This window comes from Acinetobacter sp. 148 (genome assembly GCF_031196675.1).
GTDB lineage: Bacteria > Pseudomonadota > Gammaproteobacteria > Pseudomonadales > Moraxellaceae > Acinetobacter > Acinetobacter baumannii.
In genome coordinates this window covers 61,692-79,689 of record NZ_JAVIMT010000071.1, presented here as the reverse complement: position 1 = coordinate 79,689, position 17,998 = coordinate 61,692, and the positions used below count along the sequence as shown (strand labels likewise).

The 17,998-nt window shown below is 37.9% G+C and carries 20 protein-coding genes; 8 read left to right on the top strand and 12 right to left on the bottom strand.

Annotated elements, in window-relative coordinates; all coding sequences use genetic code 11:
* Positions 1-89: 89 nt before the first annotated feature.
* Positions 90-590 carry a hypothetical protein gene (locus RFX69_RS12675; RefSeq protein ID WP_289332880.1) on the bottom strand — a complete coding sequence of 167 codons (501 nt, stop codon included), beginning with the start codon at positions 588-590 and terminating at the stop codon, positions 90-92.
* A 286-nt stretch (positions 591-876) separates the two neighbouring features.
* Here RFX69_RS12675 and metG point away from each other — a divergent pair, with 286 nt between their 5' ends.
* Positions 877-2,940 carry a methionine--tRNA ligase gene (gene metG / locus RFX69_RS12670; protein WP_001226780.1) on the top strand — a complete coding sequence of 688 codons (2,064 nt, stop codon included), beginning with the start codon at positions 877-879 and terminating at the stop codon, positions 2,938-2,940.
* Between the two features lie 127 nt (positions 2,941-3,067).
* Here metG and RFX69_RS12665 read toward each other — a convergent pair whose 3' ends face one another.
* Positions 3,068-3,256, bottom strand: a complete 189-nt coding sequence (locus tag RFX69_RS12665) for an NF038215 family lipoprotein (RefSeq protein ID WP_000735804.1) — start codon at positions 3,254-3,256, stop codon at positions 3,068-3,070.
* Between the two features lie 162 nt (positions 3,257-3,418).
* Positions 3,419-4,042 (bottom strand): LysE family translocator, encoded by a 624-nt coding sequence (locus tag RFX69_RS12660; protein WP_289332879.1) that lies wholly within the window; start codon positions 4,040-4,042, stop codon positions 3,419-3,421.
* Between the two features lie 178 nt (positions 4,043-4,220).
* Between RFX69_RS12660 and RFX69_RS12655 the strand changes: the two genes are divergently transcribed.
* The 4 genes from RFX69_RS12655 to RFX69_RS12640 all read left to right on the top strand — a co-directional run bounded on the left by RFX69_RS12655 (position 4,221) and on the right by RFX69_RS12640 (position 8,512).
* Positions 4,221-4,790 (top strand): TetR/AcrR family transcriptional regulator, encoded by a 570-nt coding sequence (locus RFX69_RS12655; protein ID WP_000044601.1) that lies wholly within the window; start codon positions 4,221-4,223, stop codon positions 4,788-4,790.
* On the top strand, positions 4,787-6,430 hold the full coding sequence (locus RFX69_RS12650; RefSeq protein WP_000047790.1) for an MFS transporter: 1,644 nt from the start codon (positions 4,787-4,789) through the stop codon (positions 6,428-6,430). Before RFX69_RS12655 ends, RFX69_RS12650 begins: the two co-directional genes overlap by 4 nt.
* Before the next feature lie 40 nt (positions 6,431-6,470).
* Entirely contained in the window at positions 6,471-7,586 is a 1,116-nt protein-coding gene (locus tag RFX69_RS12645) for an HlyD family secretion protein (protein ID WP_289332878.1), read from the top strand.
* 65 nt (positions 7,587-7,651) lie between these two features.
* A complete protein-coding gene (locus tag RFX69_RS12640) occupies positions 7,652-8,512 on the top strand; it encodes a 1-aminocyclopropane-1-carboxylate deaminase/D-cysteine desulfhydrase (RefSeq protein WP_289332877.1) in 861 nt (286 codons plus the stop codon).
* Positions 8,513-8,543: 31 nt separating this feature from the next.
* On the opposite strand, the gene RFX69_RS12635 is transcribed toward RFX69_RS12640, so the two are convergent.
* From RFX69_RS12635 to RFX69_RS12620, 4 genes are read right to left on the bottom strand one after another with little or no spacing between them, the layout of a single operon-like run.
* The gene (locus RFX69_RS12635; protein WP_289332876.1) at positions 8,544-9,485 is read right to left on the bottom strand and encodes a phosphatidate cytidylyltransferase; all 942 of its coding nucleotides are present in this window, start codon (positions 9,483-9,485) and stop codon (positions 8,544-8,546) included.
* Positions 9,482-10,126: a 1-acyl-sn-glycerol-3-phosphate acyltransferase gene (locus tag RFX69_RS12630; RefSeq protein WP_001076400.1), complete on the bottom strand. Its 645-nt coding sequence runs from the start codon at positions 10,124-10,126 to the stop codon at positions 9,482-9,484. The genes RFX69_RS12635 and RFX69_RS12630 overlap by 4 nt, the downstream gene beginning before the upstream one ends.
* Before the next feature lie 3 nt (positions 10,127-10,129).
* On the bottom strand, positions 10,130-10,786 hold the full coding sequence (locus RFX69_RS12625) for a CDP-alcohol phosphatidyltransferase family protein (protein ID WP_001243391.1): 657 nt from the start codon (positions 10,784-10,786) through the stop codon (positions 10,130-10,132).
* Between the two features lie 2 nt (positions 10,787-10,788).
* Positions 10,789-11,190 carry a hypothetical protein gene (locus tag RFX69_RS12620; protein ID WP_032009317.1) on the bottom strand — a complete coding sequence of 134 codons (402 nt, stop codon included), beginning with the start codon at positions 11,188-11,190 and terminating at the stop codon, positions 10,789-10,791.
* A 279-nt stretch (positions 11,191-11,469) separates the two neighbouring features.
* Here RFX69_RS12620 and RFX69_RS12615 point away from each other — a divergent pair, with 279 nt between their 5' ends.
* The gene (locus RFX69_RS12615) at positions 11,470-12,666 is read left to right on the top strand and encodes an NAD(P)/FAD-dependent oxidoreductase (RefSeq protein ID WP_162277848.1); all 1,197 of its coding nucleotides are present in this window, start codon (positions 11,470-11,472) and stop codon (positions 12,664-12,666) included.
* Between the two features lie 12 nt (positions 12,667-12,678).
* Here RFX69_RS12615 and RFX69_RS12610 read toward each other — a convergent pair whose 3' ends face one another.
* The 3 genes from RFX69_RS12610 to RFX69_RS12600 form a co-directional block, all read right to left on the bottom strand.
* Positions 12,679-12,849, bottom strand: a complete 171-nt coding sequence (locus RFX69_RS12610) for a hypothetical protein (protein ID WP_000742883.1) — start codon at positions 12,847-12,849, stop codon at positions 12,679-12,681.
* 128 nt (positions 12,850-12,977) lie between these two features.
* Complete coding sequence (locus RFX69_RS12605) at positions 12,978-14,654, bottom strand: mechanosensitive ion channel (protein WP_001001666.1); 1,677 nt, start codon at positions 14,652-14,654, stop codon at positions 12,978-12,980.
* Between the two features lie 227 nt (positions 14,655-14,881).
* Positions 14,882-15,109: a hypothetical protein gene (locus RFX69_RS12600; protein WP_000543705.1), complete on the bottom strand. Its 228-nt coding sequence runs from the start codon at positions 15,107-15,109 to the stop codon at positions 14,882-14,884.
* A 292-nt stretch (positions 15,110-15,401) separates the two neighbouring features.
* On the opposite strand from RFX69_RS12600, the gene RFX69_RS12595 reads away from it, so the two are divergent.
* On the top strand, positions 15,402-15,821 hold the full coding sequence (locus tag RFX69_RS12595; RefSeq protein WP_289332895.1) for a hypothetical protein: 420 nt from the start codon (positions 15,402-15,404) through the stop codon (positions 15,819-15,821).
* Positions 15,822-15,867: 46 nt separating this feature from the next.
* Here RFX69_RS12595 and RFX69_RS12590 read toward each other — a convergent pair whose 3' ends face one another.
* Positions 15,868-16,629: a ferredoxin--NADP reductase gene (locus tag RFX69_RS12590; RefSeq protein WP_024433423.1), complete on the bottom strand. Its 762-nt coding sequence runs from the start codon at positions 16,627-16,629 to the stop codon at positions 15,868-15,870.
* An 86-nt stretch (positions 16,630-16,715) separates the two neighbouring features.
* Here RFX69_RS12590 and gigC point away from each other — a divergent pair, with 86 nt between their 5' ends.
* Complete coding sequence (gene gigC, locus RFX69_RS12585) at positions 16,716-17,603, top strand: LysR family transcriptional regulator GigC (RefSeq protein ID WP_001242992.1); 888 nt, start codon at positions 16,716-16,718, stop codon at positions 17,601-17,603.
* Between the two features lie 19 nt (positions 17,604-17,622).
* On the opposite strand, the gene RFX69_RS12580 is transcribed toward gigC, so the two are convergent.
* Entirely contained in the window at positions 17,623-17,916 is a 294-nt protein-coding gene (locus RFX69_RS12580) for a cold shock domain-containing protein (RefSeq protein WP_000806837.1), read from the bottom strand.
* Between the last annotated feature and the right edge of the window lie 82 nt (positions 17,917-17,998).

The window sequence follows — 17,998 nt, the reverse complement described above, 5'->3', positions numbered from 1 at the left end:
GCTCCGCACTCGCTCACCTTGGGATGAATAATTACTAACTTCAGAACTCATCTTTTAGGTAAGGAGTACGGATTTTAGTTTAAATCAGCTTATTCAGCAGAATCATGATTTTTCAATTTATTAAGTTTTTCGGTAGCTGTTTTCTTCAACTCATCAAATTTCGCAGTTGCTTGAGTTTTTAACTCATCAAATTTTGTAGCCGCCTCTTCCTTTAATTCTGCAGCTTTGGCTTTAGCATCATCAAGTTTATGCGCTGCTTCAGTACGTAAATGATCAAACTTGTCTTGCAGGCTATGCTGAGCATCATCAAGTTTGCCTTTCAAATCACTAGCTTTATCTTCAACTGCCTCTTTTGCAGCAGCTTGTTTTTCTTTTACATTTTCCTTTAAATCTTCCAAGGCTTTTTCACCTTGTACTTTTGCATTGGCCGCTTTGGTCTTTAGCTCATCTACTTTATCTGCAACTGCTTCTTTACCCACAGTTTGTTTCTCTTTTACATTTTCTTTTAAATCGTCCAAAGCTTTTTCACCTTGTACTTTTGCATCAGCCGCTTTTGCCTTTAATTCATCTAATTTATTTTCAGTAGTCATCGTTGTTATCCTCATCGTTAATTAATAAAATTACCTGAATAAGTTATTAGTTATACATCGTTATGGCTTATTTTCTGACCGTAACTGCAATTTGAAACAAAGACAATACAGGAAGATTCAAATATTTTTTGATTTGTTTATCTGTTCTAAAGAGAAATAACTTCTGGCTTTAAGTCCATTTTTGTAGATACCTCTTATATTTAGTCAAAGATTATTAATCTTTGCTTATCTTCCTGCATCAGTTAAAATCTTCCACCTTATAAATACGAATGAGAGAATGAGATCCGTGCGTAAAATTTTAGTCACCAATGCCCTCCCTTATGCCAATGGTCCAATTCATATGGGTCATTTACTCGGTTATATCCAGGCAGACATCTGGGTTCGTGCCATGCGGGCAATGGGTCATGACGTGACTTATGTATGTGCGGATGATGCTCACGGTACAGCAATTATGCTACGTGCCGAAGCAAATGGTATTAGCCCAGAAGAGCAAATCGCGAATGTTCAAAAAGAACACATCCGTGATTTTGACGGTTTTGGCGTACATTTCGATCATTATGATTCAACTCATAGTGATGCAAACAAAGCTCGTTCAACAGATATCTATATTAAAAACCGTGAAGCCGGAAATATTGCAGTTCGACCTGTAACTCAATTATTTGATCCGGAAAAAGGTATGTTCTTATCTGACCGTTTCATTAAGGGTACTTGCCCAAAATGTAAGTCCGAAGATCAATATGGCGACTCATGTGAAGTGTGTGGTACAACTTATAATGCGACTGAGTTACTCAATCCGCGTTCGACTTTAAGTGGTGCAACACCAGTTGAAAAATCATCAGATCACTATTTCTTCAAGCTCCCAAACTTTGCTGAATATTTGCAAAAATGGACCCGCGATGAAGGTCGCTTACCTCTTTCAATTGCGAACAAGTTAGATGAATGGTTTGAAGCAGGTTTAGCAGACTGGGATATTTCTCGTGATGCTCCTTATTTTGGTTTTGAAATTCCGGATGCACCGAATAAATATTTCTATGTGTGGGTAGATGCCCCAATCGGTTATATGTCTAGTTTTGAAAACTACATCAAAACTAAGCGCCCAGACTTAAACTTTGATGATTTCTGGAAGAAAGATAGTCAAAATGAGGTTTACCACTTTATTGGTAAAGACATTGTTTACTTCCATGCTTTATTCTGGCCTGCGATGCTTGAAGGCGCGAACTATCGCACCCCAACGGGCTTGTTCGTAAATGGTTTCTTGACTGTAAATGGACAAAAAATGTCTAAGTCTCGCGGTACTTTCATTAAAGCCGAGACGTACTTACAACATCTAAACCCAGAGTATTTACGCTATTACTTTGCTTCTAAACTTTCAGATAAAGTTGAAGACTCTGACTTGAACCTTGATGACTTTGTTCAGAAAGTAAATTCAGATTTAGTCGGTAAAGTAGTTAATATTGCTAGTCGCTGTGCTAAGTTCATTAACAGCAGCTTTAACAATACGCTATCAAGTACATGTGCTGAATCTGACTTAGTACAAAGCTTTATTGATGCTGGTGATTCAATTGCTGCTGCATATGAAGCGCGTGAATTCTCTACGGCAATCCGTGAAATTATGGCGCTTGCTGACCGCGCAAACCAATATATTGATGAGAAAAAACCTTGGGCTCTTGCTAAACAAGAAGGTCAAGAACAACAAGTTCTTGATGTATGCTCTGTCGGTATCAACTTATTCCGTCAATTAGCAGTGTACTTAGCCCCAGTTCTGCCAACTTTAGCTCAGCAAGTTCAAGATTTCTTAAAACTTGAAAGCTTTGATTTCGAGTCACGTAAACAAATTCTTGTAAGCCATGAGATTGCGCAGTTCCAGCCTCTTATGCAACGTGTTGATCCAAAAGCTGTTGCAGCCATGGTCGATGCTTCTAAAGAGTCTTTAGGTACTCCTGCGCCACAAGCAACTAAAGCGGCGAAAAAAGAGAAATCTGCCGAGAAAAAAGCAGCTCCTACTCCAGCAGTTGGTGAAGCTGAAATTATCGGTATTGAAGATTTCTTAAAAGTTGACTTACGTGTTGCTCAGGTCGTTGAGGCAGGTACAGTTGAGGGTTCAGATAAATTACTTCAACTTACTTTAGACGTAGGTGAAGCTGAACCACGTAATGTATTTAGTGGTATTCGTAGTCAATATGCGCCAGAAGACCTAAAAGGTAAATTGGTCGTGATGGTGGCTAACCTTGCACCACGTAAAATGCGTTTTGGTGTTTCAAACGGTATGGTACTTGCTGCCGGAAATGGTGAAGGCATTTTCATTATTTCACCAGATAGCGGTGCAAAACCTGGCGATAAAGTTTCTTAATCTAGATTCATAAAAAAAGCTCCCTACATTGGGAGCTTTTTTATTTCTAACCTACTTTTTAAAATAAGCAGGCTTATCTGCACTGAGTACATTTAAAGTGTTATATGTGAGACATTCTATCCATCAATTAATAATTAGATTGCTCATGATTATTGGCTTGTAAATCGGGAATTTTGTAGTCTTTTTCATAAACCGGAGAACCAGCAATACTCATCGCCCGTTCATTTGAAGGTTGCTGTTTACTTGTTGTTCTCATCTCACATCCTGTAGTTAAGATGAAAAAAACAACCGAAATGCTCACCATTAGTTTTTTCATAACGTGGTCCTCATTTCTTTTTGTTTTATTAATTAAGTTACCACTTTTTAAATATTTAAGTGCTAAAAAAGATATTTCAATTTGTATATATTTTGCGCAAAAATAAAGCCAGACTATAAAGAGCTGGCTTTATATTTTTTAGATATTTTAATTAAAGATTTATCATTTGAAGAAGATTAACTTTAAGCCCAATACACTAACAATGCTTCCAGCCACTCGGTCAACACCCGTTTTTGCTTTTAAATACATTTTTCGCGGCTTCTCTGAAGATAAAAGCATTGCTACACATGAGTACCAACCTGCATCAATCATAAAACAAATGAGCGGTAATGCGACGTAGTAATAATTTGGAATTTCTTTTGGGAGTAAAGCAGTAAAAACACTCGCTAGTACAACAGCAATTTTCGGATTACTTAACTGAGTAATCAAACCATATCGGTAGGCTTGTTTATAAGTGATTTTCGATTTGGCATCATTTTCCATGGCAATTGGTTCTTTGGCATGTTTAATAATTTTAAAAGCAAGCCAAAGCAAATACAGCCCACCACCAATTTTTAAAATTAGATAAGCTGAAGGCACTGCCAATAAAACTGCCTGTAACCCCATAACCGCTAAAAAGCCAAAAAGAGCTGCACCTGTGCCCGTCCCTAAAGCCGTAAATAAGCCATGTTTACGTGATTTAGATATTGAATTTTGCGCTACATAAATAAAGCTTGGCCCAGGACTTATTGCTCCAAGCATCAATGCCATCGCAATTGAAAAAAGAGGAATAAGGGACTCAAACATTGTATTGACCTAGCATCATGCAATTGCGCGATATTCTAGCAGCTTTTTATGACACATATAAAAATGGAAAAGAGATAAATTATAAAAATTGAATTTTCATGTTTTTACAATTTAGCTATTCACAACGGACAAAAATGTCCGTTAAATATATCATCTTTAAACCTCCCAAATCAGTGACATGAGTAAACGTCAAAAAATTGCAGCCCATAATCGGGATGAATTACTCAATGCAGCCGAGGAATGCTTTCGTATTCATGGTATTAATGTCCCCCTACAAGTCGTGATTGATCATGCAGGTGTAGGTAGAGCGACGTTCTACCGCAACTTTTGTGACCGAAAGGCTTTAATTAGTGCCCTTTTAGAGCGTGCGATTACACAGCTAGAGCAAAAAGCTGCTCATTTTCAACAATTCGAAGATGGTTTATTTCGTTTAATTGAAGGACATATTGCACAACTTCCCAAGCTCGCAATTTTGCAAGATTTTTGGAGAGTGATTGATCGACAAGATCCAATTATGCTAAAAATTTATGAACGGCGGAATAATGCACTTAAGCCACTGATTGAAAATGCAATAGAACAAAAACTGTGCCGAGCTGATCTAACTGCTGATGACTATGCAATGGTCACAGCAATGTTGGGTTCTTCATTTCAAGGACATGAACCTGAAGAACAAACCCGCTTAGCGAAACGAGCAATTGAATTACTATTTCATGGTATTCAAGTACAAAAAATTCGAGGGATAGAATGAGTAAAACGCCTCGTTATTTAGAAACGCCACCTGACTGGACACCAGAAGAACAACCGACTTTACCTGGTTCGCCAGCAGCGATTGCGCATTCTGTACCTAAGCGATTTCTTTATTTTTTTATTGGTCTGTTTGTCGCTATTTCAGCAAGCTTAAGTAATGGTTTCATTACGGCAAATTTGCCCTTAATCCAAGGTGAGTATGGCCTGACACCTTCTGAAGCCGCTTGGCTTCCTGCTGCTTATGTAATGGCCAATGTCAGTTCGAATCTGATTTTGTTTAAAGCTAGGCAACAATATGGTCTGAGAGTCTTTTCAGAAATAGGACTTGTTATTTTTATTGCCGTGCTGGTTTTGCACATTTTTGTGCATACCTATGAAATGGCCTTGTTCGCTCGGGTTGTAGCAGGTTTAGCTGGCGCACCACTTAGCTCTTTAGGTATGTATTACACCATGCAAGCTTTTAAAAAAGCCGACATGGCAAAAGGTATATATATTGCCTTTGGTTTTCAGCAGTTAGGTGTACCGCTCGCCTGGATTATTTCCCCTTTTCTTGTGAGTACAGACAGTTGGTCTGTTCTTTACACCTTTGAACTCGGCTTAGCACTTTGTTGTTTAGCAATGGTGGTTTCTTTGAAATTACCACGTAGCTTACGAATCTATGTTTTCGAAAAACAGGATTTCTTCACCTTTGCTTTACTGGCGCCAGGTTTTGCATGTCTATGTATTGTGCTGACACAAGGCCCAATCTTGTGGTGGTTTAACAGTGAATGGCTTGCTTATGTATTAATTGCAGGTTTTAGCTTAGTTGTTTTAGGTTTGCTCTATGAACATTATCGTGCCAATCCATTAATTATGACACGTTGGTTAGGCGCCTCCTCAACTCTACGCTTTATCTTTGGTGCTTTTGCCATTCGTCTTTTAATGTCAGAACAAAGCTATGCAGCCGTTAACTTCCTAAAAACTATGGGAATGGGTCCAGACCAATTTGTTCCACTCTATGTGGTCATATTGGTGGGGATTTTAAGCGGAACTCTATTTAGTGCGCTTACTTTCTCGCGTGAACGAATTATTTTTCACTTACTTTTTGCAGAGTTTTTGATTCTCATTGCCTGTGGATTAGATTATCACCTTACGAGCGATGTACGGCCTTCAAACTTCTTTGCAAGCCAGTTTTTAGTAGGCTTTGCCGGCGGCCTGTTTATCGGTCCTTTACTTCTAATTGGATTTGCACAAACTTTGGCTAAAGGTCCTTCGTATGTAGTGACTTTTATTGTCTTATTCTCTGCAACCCAAACATTTGGTGGCCTTGTTGGCTCATCTTTTTTCTCGACCTATCAACAACATCGTACACAAAACTATCAAGTCGAGATTATTAAAGATTTGGAACAAGCCGACCCATTAGTTGCTCAAAGGCTTTCTACCTATCAACGTAGTGCAGCCATCACAACAAATGATCCCGCATTACAAACAGCTCAGTCTATGCGCTCACTTAATCAAGTGGTTACTCGTGAAGCTCAGGTCCGTGCCTACAATGATGTGATTGCATTAAACGGTATTTTTGCCGTCGCCTTACTCTTATGGGGCGGATTTAATATTGCACGTAGTAAATACCTACAACGCAGAGGAATTAGCCGCCCTTAACGGCTTTTGTTATTGATGAAATAGAAATTGAGATTGATATATGTCAGATGATCAAAATAAACCGGAACAAACCCCTGCTCAAACATCTAATAATGAGCCTGCACCTGCACCTGCAAGTAAACTGATTCCGACAAAACGCTCAACCCTATTATGGATGTTGGGTGTGCTTATTATCGGTATTTTAGTAATTTTGTGGGCATGGAGAATTGGGCCTTTTGCCACAAGTGTGCAGCAAACTGACAATAGTTATGTCAAAGGTAAAACTACCATTTTATCGTCGCAAATTAATGGCTATGTTAAAGATGTATTAGTGAAAGACTTTGACCATGTTAAAAAGGGTCAAGTATTAATGCATATTGATGCCACCACTTATGACCAAAAAGTAGCACAAGCGGCTTCGGGAGTAGAACAGGCCAAAAATACTTTAGCCAATCAAACTCAGTCAATTGCTCAAAAACAAGCAGATATTGTGGCTGCGCAGGCTAAAGTAGAACAAGTTAGGGCTCAATATGAGCTTTCTTTAGCACAGCTTAGACGCTATCAACAGTTAGGAAATAGCGGAGCAGCTTCTAAATCTGAGCAAGATAAAGCCGCTGCTGATGCCGAGAATAATCTTGCAGCCCTTAAACAGGCAGAGGCTAATGTTCTAGTTGCCAAAGAAGCACTTAAAACAGCTCAAGTCGCAGAAGCAGGCTTAGAAGCACAAGTTTCCAGTGCTAAAGCACAGTTAGACCAAGCACAAACCACCAAAGACTATAGTATTATTGTTGCTCCAATGGATGGACAACTTGGTGAAGTAAATCCTCGTGTTGGGCAATATGTGGCCGCAGGATCACAGTTACTCTATCTGATTCCACAGCAAACTTGGGTGATTGCCAACTTTAAAGAAACCCAAATTGCCAATATGCGAATTGGACAAAAAGCGTGGTTTACAGTCGATGCAATGAAACATAAAAAATTTACAGGTCATGTTGAACAAATCTCTCCGGCCGCGGGTTCCGAGTTCAGTGTACTAAAACCTGATAATGCAACAGGAAACTTTACCAAAGTCGTTCAACGAATTGCCGTGCGTATTACTATTGACCCAAATCAGGAAGGAATAGAACACTTACGCCCTGGTATGTCAGTGATTACTTCTGTCGACACAAGCTCTTAATCAGCTTTTTAAAAACCTCTTTAAAAAGCTACAATGTGATCAATCATTATTTTTCTCAATTTCTAATGTTTGATCACATTGCCCAACCTATCTCCTATCAGCACGTTGAACTATCCTTCCCTGTTCATCTCGACATTAAACGTTTAGATTTAGTTCATCCTCAAATTTCGGGTAATAAGTTTTTCAAATTAAAATACAATTTGCTTGCTGCAAAAGAACAAGGTTTATCAAGCATTTTGACTTTTGGTGGGGCTTACTCAAATCATATTGCTGCAACAGCTTATGCAGCTCATCTTTTTGGTTTAAAAAGTATAGGTATTATTCGTGGTGAAGAGTTAGCTGGTAAATCACTTAATCCCACCTTGGCAAAAGCTCAAAGTTTAGGAATGCAGCTACATTTTGTCTCTCGCCATGAATATCGCTTACGAGATGAAGCAAATTACCTTAAACAATTACAGCAACAATTTCCGCAGACCTATATCATTCCCGAAGGTGGTACCAATGAACTGGCAGTTCAAGGTTGTCAGGAAATCCTGAGCCAATATGACTTAGAGCAATATGATGTGATTTGCTGTGCAGTCGGAACTGGCGGAACGATTTCAGGTCTGATTGAAAGAAGTGCAGCACATCAGAAAGTCTTAGGATTTTCGGCTTTAAAAGGTGATTTCTTACAACAAGAGATTAGGCAATGGACTAAAAAACAAAATTGGTCTTTGACAGATGTATACTGCTGGGGCGGTTATGCGAAAACCTCACCTGAACTATTCGCATTTATTGAAAATTTTGAAGAGCAATATACGGTCCCCCTTGAACCGATCTATACCGGAAAAATGATGTTTGGTCTGTTTGAACTTATAAAAAACAATTATTTTCCAGAGAATACTCGTATTTTGGCAATTCATTCCGGTGGTTTACAAGGGAAATAAAAATAATAGTGTTTTAATTTCCCCAAATATACTATGACCACCAGTAACGCAAGATATGGAAATAAATTGGAGCAGTAAAACAAATCGAGTCCATACGATCTAGCATTCCACCATGTCCATGAATTAAATGCCCCCAATCTTTTACACCACGGTCACGTTTAATAGCAGATAGAACCAAACCACCAAAAAAGCCAAAAATACAGACAATTAGACCAATTACAGCTGCTTGCAGCATTGTAAATGGAGTTAACTGATGAGCCAATACGGCAATACCAGTGGCCAATAAAACTCCACCAACTAGTCCTTCAATTGTTTTAGAAGGACTTAAAACAGGCGCAATTTTATGTTTTCCGAACAATTTTCCACAAACATACTGTAAGACATCTGACACTTGCACTACTAAAATAAGCCAAATAATTAGCCAGATATTACTACCATTAAAATGTTTTAACTCTAAATTAAGTAATGCAGGGACATGTGAGATACAAAATACTGTAATCATTAAACCCCACTGAATCTTCGCGGTTCTTTCCAGGAAAAAGGCGGTATCTTCTTGTTTCAAGAGTCCAATAGGAATAAGTAAAAATGCATACAAGGGAATAAAAATAGAATATAAACCATACCAATCTGTATAAATCAGATAATATTGGTAAGGTAAAACAAAATAAAATGCAATGAGCAATCCTAAGTAATCCCCACGACGTGTAGGTAACAAGGTAATAAATTCCCGCATTGCAAAAAATGAAATTAATGTAAACAGTATAATCAACCCCAAACGTCCCAATAAAATTGCACAGGACAGAATAAAAATCATTCCCCACCATGCATTAATACGAGCATTTAGATTATCAATTACAGCATGGGGTTGATGGTTTATTCTTTGTTTCAGTACGAAACCAATAGTAGAAGCTGTGATTAAAACACCAGCTACAATAATAAGCACATATAATGTTATGGCATTATAATCATTCATTTATATTCTTCCCCATTTAATTCAAGTAATTTATTTCTTGCCTGTTCTATAAATTCATTCTTTTTTATAACCTGAACCTTTAATGGCTGCCCAAAAGTGACGGTTGACAATAAAGGTAAAGGAAGAAAAGCCCCCTTAGGCATAACGCGATTTAAATTGGCAATCCATACAGGAATAATTTCAATCTCAGGAAAAGCCTGATGTAAATAAAATAATCCTGATTTAAAAGGTAACAGTAACTGATTTTCATCTAAATTCCGTGTACCTTCAGGAAAGAAAATAATTGACTCCTGATTTTCCAAGACCTCTTTTATTGATATAAGAGGATCGGCGCCCTCTTTTCGTTCACGCGCAATGGTGATTCCATTAAATACATCTCGAATAATAAAACGTCTTAAAGCAGTCTTATTCCAATAATCAGATGCTGCAACGGGACGTGTCTGACGTCGAATATTTTGCGGTAAAGATGCCCATAACAAAATAAAATCCATATGGCTATTATGATTTGCATAATAAATACGCTGTTTAAATTCGGGCTGGCAGCCTACCCATAAACTTCTAGCACCTGTAAGCGCTCGAACTAACCTACGGATAATAAAAGCAATACTACGACCAACATACCGTTTTTCACTCTGATTCATCTTTTACTTTTCCAGATAACAATAAGCCGCTCTTACACGATAAAAAATTGTTAACAAACATCCGATATTTAAAATAATAATAGCAATAACTAATACATAATCATGTTGGAAGAAATATTGTTCAATTGCAGTTAGTACAGCTGCTAAAGTGAGTAATGCCATACGATGCTGTTTTGCCATAGGTCCCATAAAGTTTGCCGGAGCATGAATTGAAACAGCAAGCGTACGTACATAAGCTGTAAAAATAGCCAATAATGCTCCACACCAGCCTAAAATATTCCCATAATCAACACAAACAATCGAGTAACCAGCAGCAATAATAATTATAGGATCTGAAATACGGTCAGGTATATCATTAAATAACTCTCCAGATGCTGTCGATTTTCCACCTTCAATTGCAACCAGACCATCAAACAAATTGCACAGTAACCGTCCCTGTATAAAAAGTGCTGCAAATATATACAAAAGCACTTGATGCATAGCAATATATAATGGAGCAATCACAAAACATAAAGCAGATAATGAAGCAAAAGCGATACTCAATATAGAAATTTGGTTAGGTGTCACAGAACGGTTCGACAACCATTTTGTAATATTTTTAACCCAGTCTTGTTTACGAACCTTGAGAGGTCTACGATTTTCTTGCAGTTCATTTCTCATAATTAATTTCGTCCTCTGGTTGCCTTTAATCTTTTATACAATTTCAAATTACTAAATTCTGCAAATATAAAAGCAACTGTTAATGCGGGAGTAATCGTTTTAATAATATCAGGTGTAGAAAATAATACATGAACTAATATCAGTGCTGAACCTGTTAGCAGAACAGTTAATATTGGAGGAAAAATTAATTTAGCCCATGCTTTTTTATAAAAATTGAACTGCCTTTCAATTAAAAATGCGATAAATAGGGTAATCGTAAAACTACTCACCCCTTGTACAAATCCAGCAACAACACCTCGTACTAAATTACTCACTTGAGTATTAATATAAAAAGACCACCCTCCCCATAATAAAAAAGCAAAAATTGCTGAAGCAAATTTATAGTATTTTGTATTTCTTAACATTTTTTACCCACCTGATTCTTATTCAAAATAATACTCCTTTAATTTCAAGAAAATTACTAATTTCCTGTTTATTACAAGATCTATAAAATGCTTTCATTATATTCTGAATATACTATTTCTGATTAAATAGACTCATATTATATATATTTTACTTTGGCCATCATAGATAACAAACATACCAGATCTCCTACAAAGCTGTACAATAGCCCCATCTAACTCATATATAAAAAAGAAAGAAAAACTTTTATAATCGCCCACTTTATTTTCAGGTGAGTCAGCATGATGAATCATATCGATGTCATTGTCTTAGGTGCAGGTGCTTCTGGACTCATGTTGGCTGCACATGCTGCTAAACGGGGACGTTCGGTCTTAATTTTAGAAAAAGCCAATAAAATTGGTAAAAAGATTTTAATGTCAGGCGGTGGGAAATGTAACTTTACCAACCTCTATGTAGAACCTGAAAACTATATTTCTCATAATCCGCACTTTGTTATTTCTGCCCTATCACGCTATAGCAACTGGGACTTTATTGGTCTGGTCTGTGATTATGGAATTGCCTATGAAGAACGTAAACACGGGCAATTATTTACGCTAAACGGCGCTAAAGAAATTTTAGAGATGTTGGTGAGTGAGTGTAATAAAACAAACAATGTCGAAATCCAGACCCATTGTGAGGTTGGACAAGTCGATCCATTAGAACAAGGTGGTTTTTCAGTACACACCAATCAGGGCCGTTTTAGCTGTGAATCATTAGTGGTTGCTACAGGTGGATTATCCATCCCAACTTTAGGTGGCTCTGGTTTTGGCTATGAATTGGCACAAAAATTTGGACATACAGTTTTCCCAACCCGTGCTGGTTTAGTACCATTTACTTTTTCGGATCATATTAAAGAAGTCACTACACGCCTAAGTGGTAATGCTTTAGATGTGACTCTAACTAACTCGAAGAATAGCTTTACTGAAGCATTATTATTTACGCATCGTGGTTTGAGTGGCCCAAGTTCTTTACAGCTTTCAAACTATTGGAATACAGGTGAAAGTTTTAAAATCGACTTTTTCCCGAGCCAAGATTTAGCAACTTATTTAAAAGATAAAAAGAAAGCCCAACCTAAAGTTTTACTGCGTACTCTTCTGAACGAATTTACGGCAAAAAGTATCGTACAAGAGTTACAACAACTTATATGGCCAGAGCAAAGCGAGACAGCCATTGGTAATATCAGTGATGCACAGCTAGAGCATATTGCCGAGCAGCTACATGGTTTTACTGTTAAACCATCAGGCACAGAAGGATATCGTACTGCTGAAGTTACCTTAGGTGGAATTGATACAACTGAAGTTTCATCTAAAACACTCGAAAGCAAAAAGCAGAAAGGACTATTCTTTATTGGAGAAGTACTTGATGTGACTGGCCACTTAGGAGGCTATAACTTCCAATGGGCTTGGTCTTCGGCTTATGCAGCAGCACAATATGTTTAAATGATGAATAAGCTAATTTGATGCTTTCGAATCATTGGATGATTTTTCAGAATCATGCTTATGGCTTGTTGTCTGTTTTGATGATTCGGATTTGCTAAATACAAATTTATAAGCACTTGCTAAAAAACCAACGGTAATCCCAGCAATTACAACAGGTGCTAAAAAACGACCAGGTTTTTTCATCGTATTTTCCTCACTTATTTGTTTTTATAGCTGTCAAAGACAGAACGACCACTCAATATAGAGTGGTCGAACTTATCACAAAAATCAAAGATTTTTTGTACTGTTTATCTGAAAATTAGTTACACCTACTAAATTTCATCATTTTCGCCAGTAGAACCAAATGGTTTATTTACTGGTGGTTGTGATGGATTTACTTGTGCAGAATCAGCTGGTTTTGCATCAGATGAAACTGTTGTTGATGGTGCAGTTGTAGTCGTTGACGGAGTTGAAGCCGTAGACGAACTACCTGTTGTATTATTAGTAGTAGGCGGTTGATATAAAGGATTTGGTTGATTTGCCTCTTTCTTAGCTTTATCCAGTAAATCAGATAAAAGTCTTTCTGCTGGTTGACGACCACCCAAACCAAATGCAAGAGCGAAAGCAACTGCAACTGCGCCTAGCGTTAAGCCGAACGCAAGGTTTACGATCGAATCGGCAATACCCATCGCTCTTAAACCAAGTGCAAGGACTAAACCAATAATCAAGACACGAACCAAACTACCTAACCAACGCGAACTATTATATTCACCGCGTTGAACAACGTTCGCCACAACATTTGCAAGCCAGAAACCAATCACCAAGATTACAGCGCCCAATAGAATGTTTGCACCGAAATGGATAAACATTGCGATTAGACCACTAATCTGATCGAAACCAAGACGGTCAGCAGCTTCAGAAACTGCAAACAACATGGTAAAGAACACGATTAGCCAACCAACGGCATTAGAAACTTTAGTTTGACCTAAAAAGCGTTGTACATCTAATTTTGCAGGAATTTCATCAACACCAGTTCCTGCAATTAACTCAGCAACCAAGCGACCAACAAAACGTGAAACAATATAAGCAACCAGTAAAATTAAACCAGCAGCAATAATGTTTGGAATAGCTTGTAAAATTTCATTGAGCATTGCTGTTGCTGGCTGAGAAATAGTCTCAATACCTAAAGCTTCAAATGCTACAATCAATGTCGTAATAATAATGATGGCAAAAACAAATGAACCTAAGAATTTGCCTACATTTGAATTTTTGAAAAGACCAATTTTTTCCGCTTGAGATTGCACACCTAAGCTATTAATTAATCCTTCAACAATACCGCGTACAATTTTTGCCAAGATATAACCAACAAAAACGATGACGCCAGCAATAAAGATATTTGGTAAGAATGCTACAGCATCATTTACCATATTTTGAACTGGAATCAGTAAGCCTGTTAATCCTAAGATTGAAAGAACAATCGGAAGGAAAAGTAACAATACAAGCCAATAAAGAATTTCACCAATATTCTGGCTAATTCCCCCTACACCCACTTCGCTGCTTAACTTATCATCAAGTTGAGTTCGGGATAAAACATTGGTCACCCCCGCCCGCACTAATCGAGCAACGATCCAGCCAATAAAGCCCACCACTACAGCAGCAATGATATTTGGTATATAGACGAGTACCTGATTAACCATGTTGCTAAATGGACCGCTCACTCCACTAATGTTGAGCACATTTAAAGCAGCAACAACGGCGAGAATCAGAATAAACCAGAATACGACTTTGGAGATCAGACCTTCTATATTAGGTGTACGTCCAGTCGCTGAAGATAATTTCGCATTGGTATTTACTTTTTGCAGAAGTTTTTTTACACCTGCCGCCACCAATAAAGCGATGATCCAGCCTACCAGTAAGATGACAATTGCAGCTAAAATAGGATGAAACTGATCCCAGTAATACATCGCATCAAACTGAGCGCCGCGAGGCCCATTAAAAAATTCATTCATATTGTTATGTCCTCAATTGTTATGTTCTTTTCAGTGTTATCACTAAATGAAAAACACCAGTTCGTTGTAAAAAATGACGATAAATGCGGTCTATGTCACCTTATGTTTTGAATATTTTTCAATCAACAACCTTCTGCATAAATACAACAAATTGATGCAAAAGATTGCAAAAAAAGCCTTCAGGTCACATCCTAAAGGCTTTTTATCACGATATACTGGTTAGCTTATTACCCTTCATAGGTCTTCAAATCAGAAGTACCACTAATGACTTGTGGTATGGTCTCATGTTGAAAAGCGGCTTCCTCTTTTGGCGTTTTGCTGTGATCAGCAACCATATAAACCACAAGTGCGAGAAGAAAAAGCCCAACAATAATTAAAATATAAACTGGCAATCTTCTTTTTTTTGCAGTCTCTTCCGGACTCGTCACATGAGGCGGTTTTGAAAAATCATGCATCTTCTTTCCCCTCTTCTATTATCATTAACTTTATATTCATCATAACAATTTGATTTGTTGCATTGTGTGAAAAAGCATTATGAGAAGGTGTCTACGGTTGCAAAACTCTACTTTTAAAAATATTAATTTAGTATAAAATTTAGCCACTTTAATTATAACGTTTTAGAATCTAACTTCTCGATATTCAGAATCTTCGCTAAAGTCCGATTTGTAATACAATATGTTTTAGCCCTTACTTTTTATAAAATAGGCTATAATAAGCCCCCTTGTTTTAAAGCTACTCAATTTTATGATGTATCGTCAGCAAAGCGTAACTCTTGATCTCGACACTGACGTCACACATCAATGTTATTTGCATCAGACAAGAGATGACCATCTCATTGGTATTATTGAATTTAATAAACCAAGTTATGAACTCAAATGGGGTGATCTTGAATATTTCCGTCGCCGCACCGAAGAGTTCTCGGTCATGCCATTTCCTGAATGCATTAATGCGATGATTGTTGATATTCGTAATATCAATGTATTTCTGGACAATGAAGTTCCAATTTTACCGTGGCGTTTACTCGAAGAAGATTGTCCTGTTCGCCTAGTTGTTCCTCAAGACCGCCTTGAACACTATGCGGGATTATTTGAACCAACATGGCTTTCAACAGATGTCGACAGTGCGATTACAGAGATCCGTGAGTTTATGGATATGTTTGTCCATTAATAAACATATCCATAAAAAATTTTCTTAAAATATTTTACTTCCTGTTTTACCAGTAATTTTCTACCGCAATATTTCCTTCACCGCGACGATTCATTGTAAGACCACGGCGTTTTAGAGCCTCTTTCGTATCATCAACCATTTGTGGGTTTCCACAAAGCATGACATGACTTGATGCTGGGCTGAGTTCTAAGCCTGCTACTTTTTCTAGCTCACCATTTTCGATTAACACGGGCAAGCGTTCATGTAACGGTGCAGATGGATCTCGGGTAATAATAGGAATAAATTTAAAACCTAAATGCCCTTCCCCAAAAGTTTCAGCAATCTCTTGAATACGGTCAACATAAGCCAGCTCAGCCGCAGTACGAACACTGTAGACCAAGTTAATTTTCTGGTAATTAGACCAAGTTTCAAAGTCTTGTAGCATCGACAAAAATGGAGCCAAGCCTGTACCTGTTGCCAGTAACCACAAATCATGCGGTAAAGGCTGTTGATAGCGTGCCAACGTCAGGTAACCATATGGAATTTTTTCCAAATATAGCTCATCATCGACTTTCAAATGTTGGAGATTCGAGGTGAAGGCACCGTCTGGTACTACAATTGAGAAGAACTCTAGCGTTTCATCAAACGGAGAAGACACCACCGAATACGCACGGACAACCAGCTCATCTCCTACCTTTAAACCAATACGCGCAAATTGCCCTGCCGTAAATTTAAAATGCGAAGGACGCGTCATGGTAAAACTGAAAAGTGTTGGGGTCCAACGATGAACAGATAAAACTTTTTCTACGCTAAATTTTTCAATTGACATGATTTCAACGTGGCATGAAATAGTGCGCTCATGTTAGCATGACAGCCGAAATAATGAATACTTTTAAACGTTAAGGCTTTTTAAACATGCGGATGACATTACGCCAGTTGGCTGTTTTTGTAGCAGTCGCCCAAGAAGGAACCGTTACTAAAGCCAGTGATGCGGTCAGACTGACGCAAAGTGCAGCAAGTATGGCTTTAGCCGATTTAGAAGACGGCTTAGGTGCTCCTTTATTTGATCGTTTAGGTAAGCGCTTGCAGCTAAATGATCTTGGACGTTTTCTGCTTCCCCAAGCATTAGAAATTTTAGGCCGCTGTGAAGCCTTTGAACAAGCAGCCAAGGGTGAGTTACAGAGTATTGACCTTCGTATCGGGGCTACTTTAACCATCAGTGATTACCTCATGCCAGATTTAATGGCTAACTTCTTACAACGTCATCCACAAGCACATTTACAACTTCAAGTTGGTAACACACGCCAAATGATTGAAGCTGTAAATCAGTTTCAGCTTGATTTAGCTTTAATTGAAGGGTCTTGTCACTTACCTCAACTCCAATGTATTCACTGGCGTGACGATGAGCTAGCAGTGTGCTGCTCACCTGACCACCCGTTAACACGTTTAAATCGCCCACTTACCCCTCAAGATTTTCATGACGTAGAATGGATTTTACGTGAAGAAGGTTCAGGTACTCGTGAAGTCTTTGATAATGCAATTTTGCAAGATTTACCAGATGCAAACATTCGTTTGACGCTTGGACATAACGAAGCGATCTTAAAAATAGTGGCTGGCGGTTTAGGAATGTCTTGTATTTCAAAGTTAGCGATTGAACCTTTAAGTGAAAAAGGTCAACTTGTTATTTTAGATACTCCATTTTGGCAACTTACCCGCCCTCTTTATATGCTAGTGCACCGACAAAAATATCAAGGTCCGGGCCTTAAAGCATTTTTAAAATTTTGCGATGAAGATCAGGCTTAAAGCTTGATCTTCATATTTATTAGCGTCGGAAATTAGACAATAACTCACTTGTGATCGCTTTATTGTGATCAGCAATTTTAGTTTTCTTAGTCTTTGCAGGATTAGGATCGATACGCTCAATTTTAATTGCTTTAAATTTTCCTCGATTATCTGCAGCAAGAAATCTCACTTTTTCATTTCTTTTCGGTTCACCTTCGGATGCAGGAAAATCAGAAATATGAAAGAAAATATCTCCTTCAGTCGTCGAAATAAAACCAAACCCTTTATCGGCGTTATATTGTTTTACCCTTCCAGTATAAAACTCTTGCTTCATGATTTTTCACCCTACTTTCCCAATGCAATTACTGTAGTAAATAAAAAGAGACTTTCATTTCCGCTCTTAAAAGTTATACGGC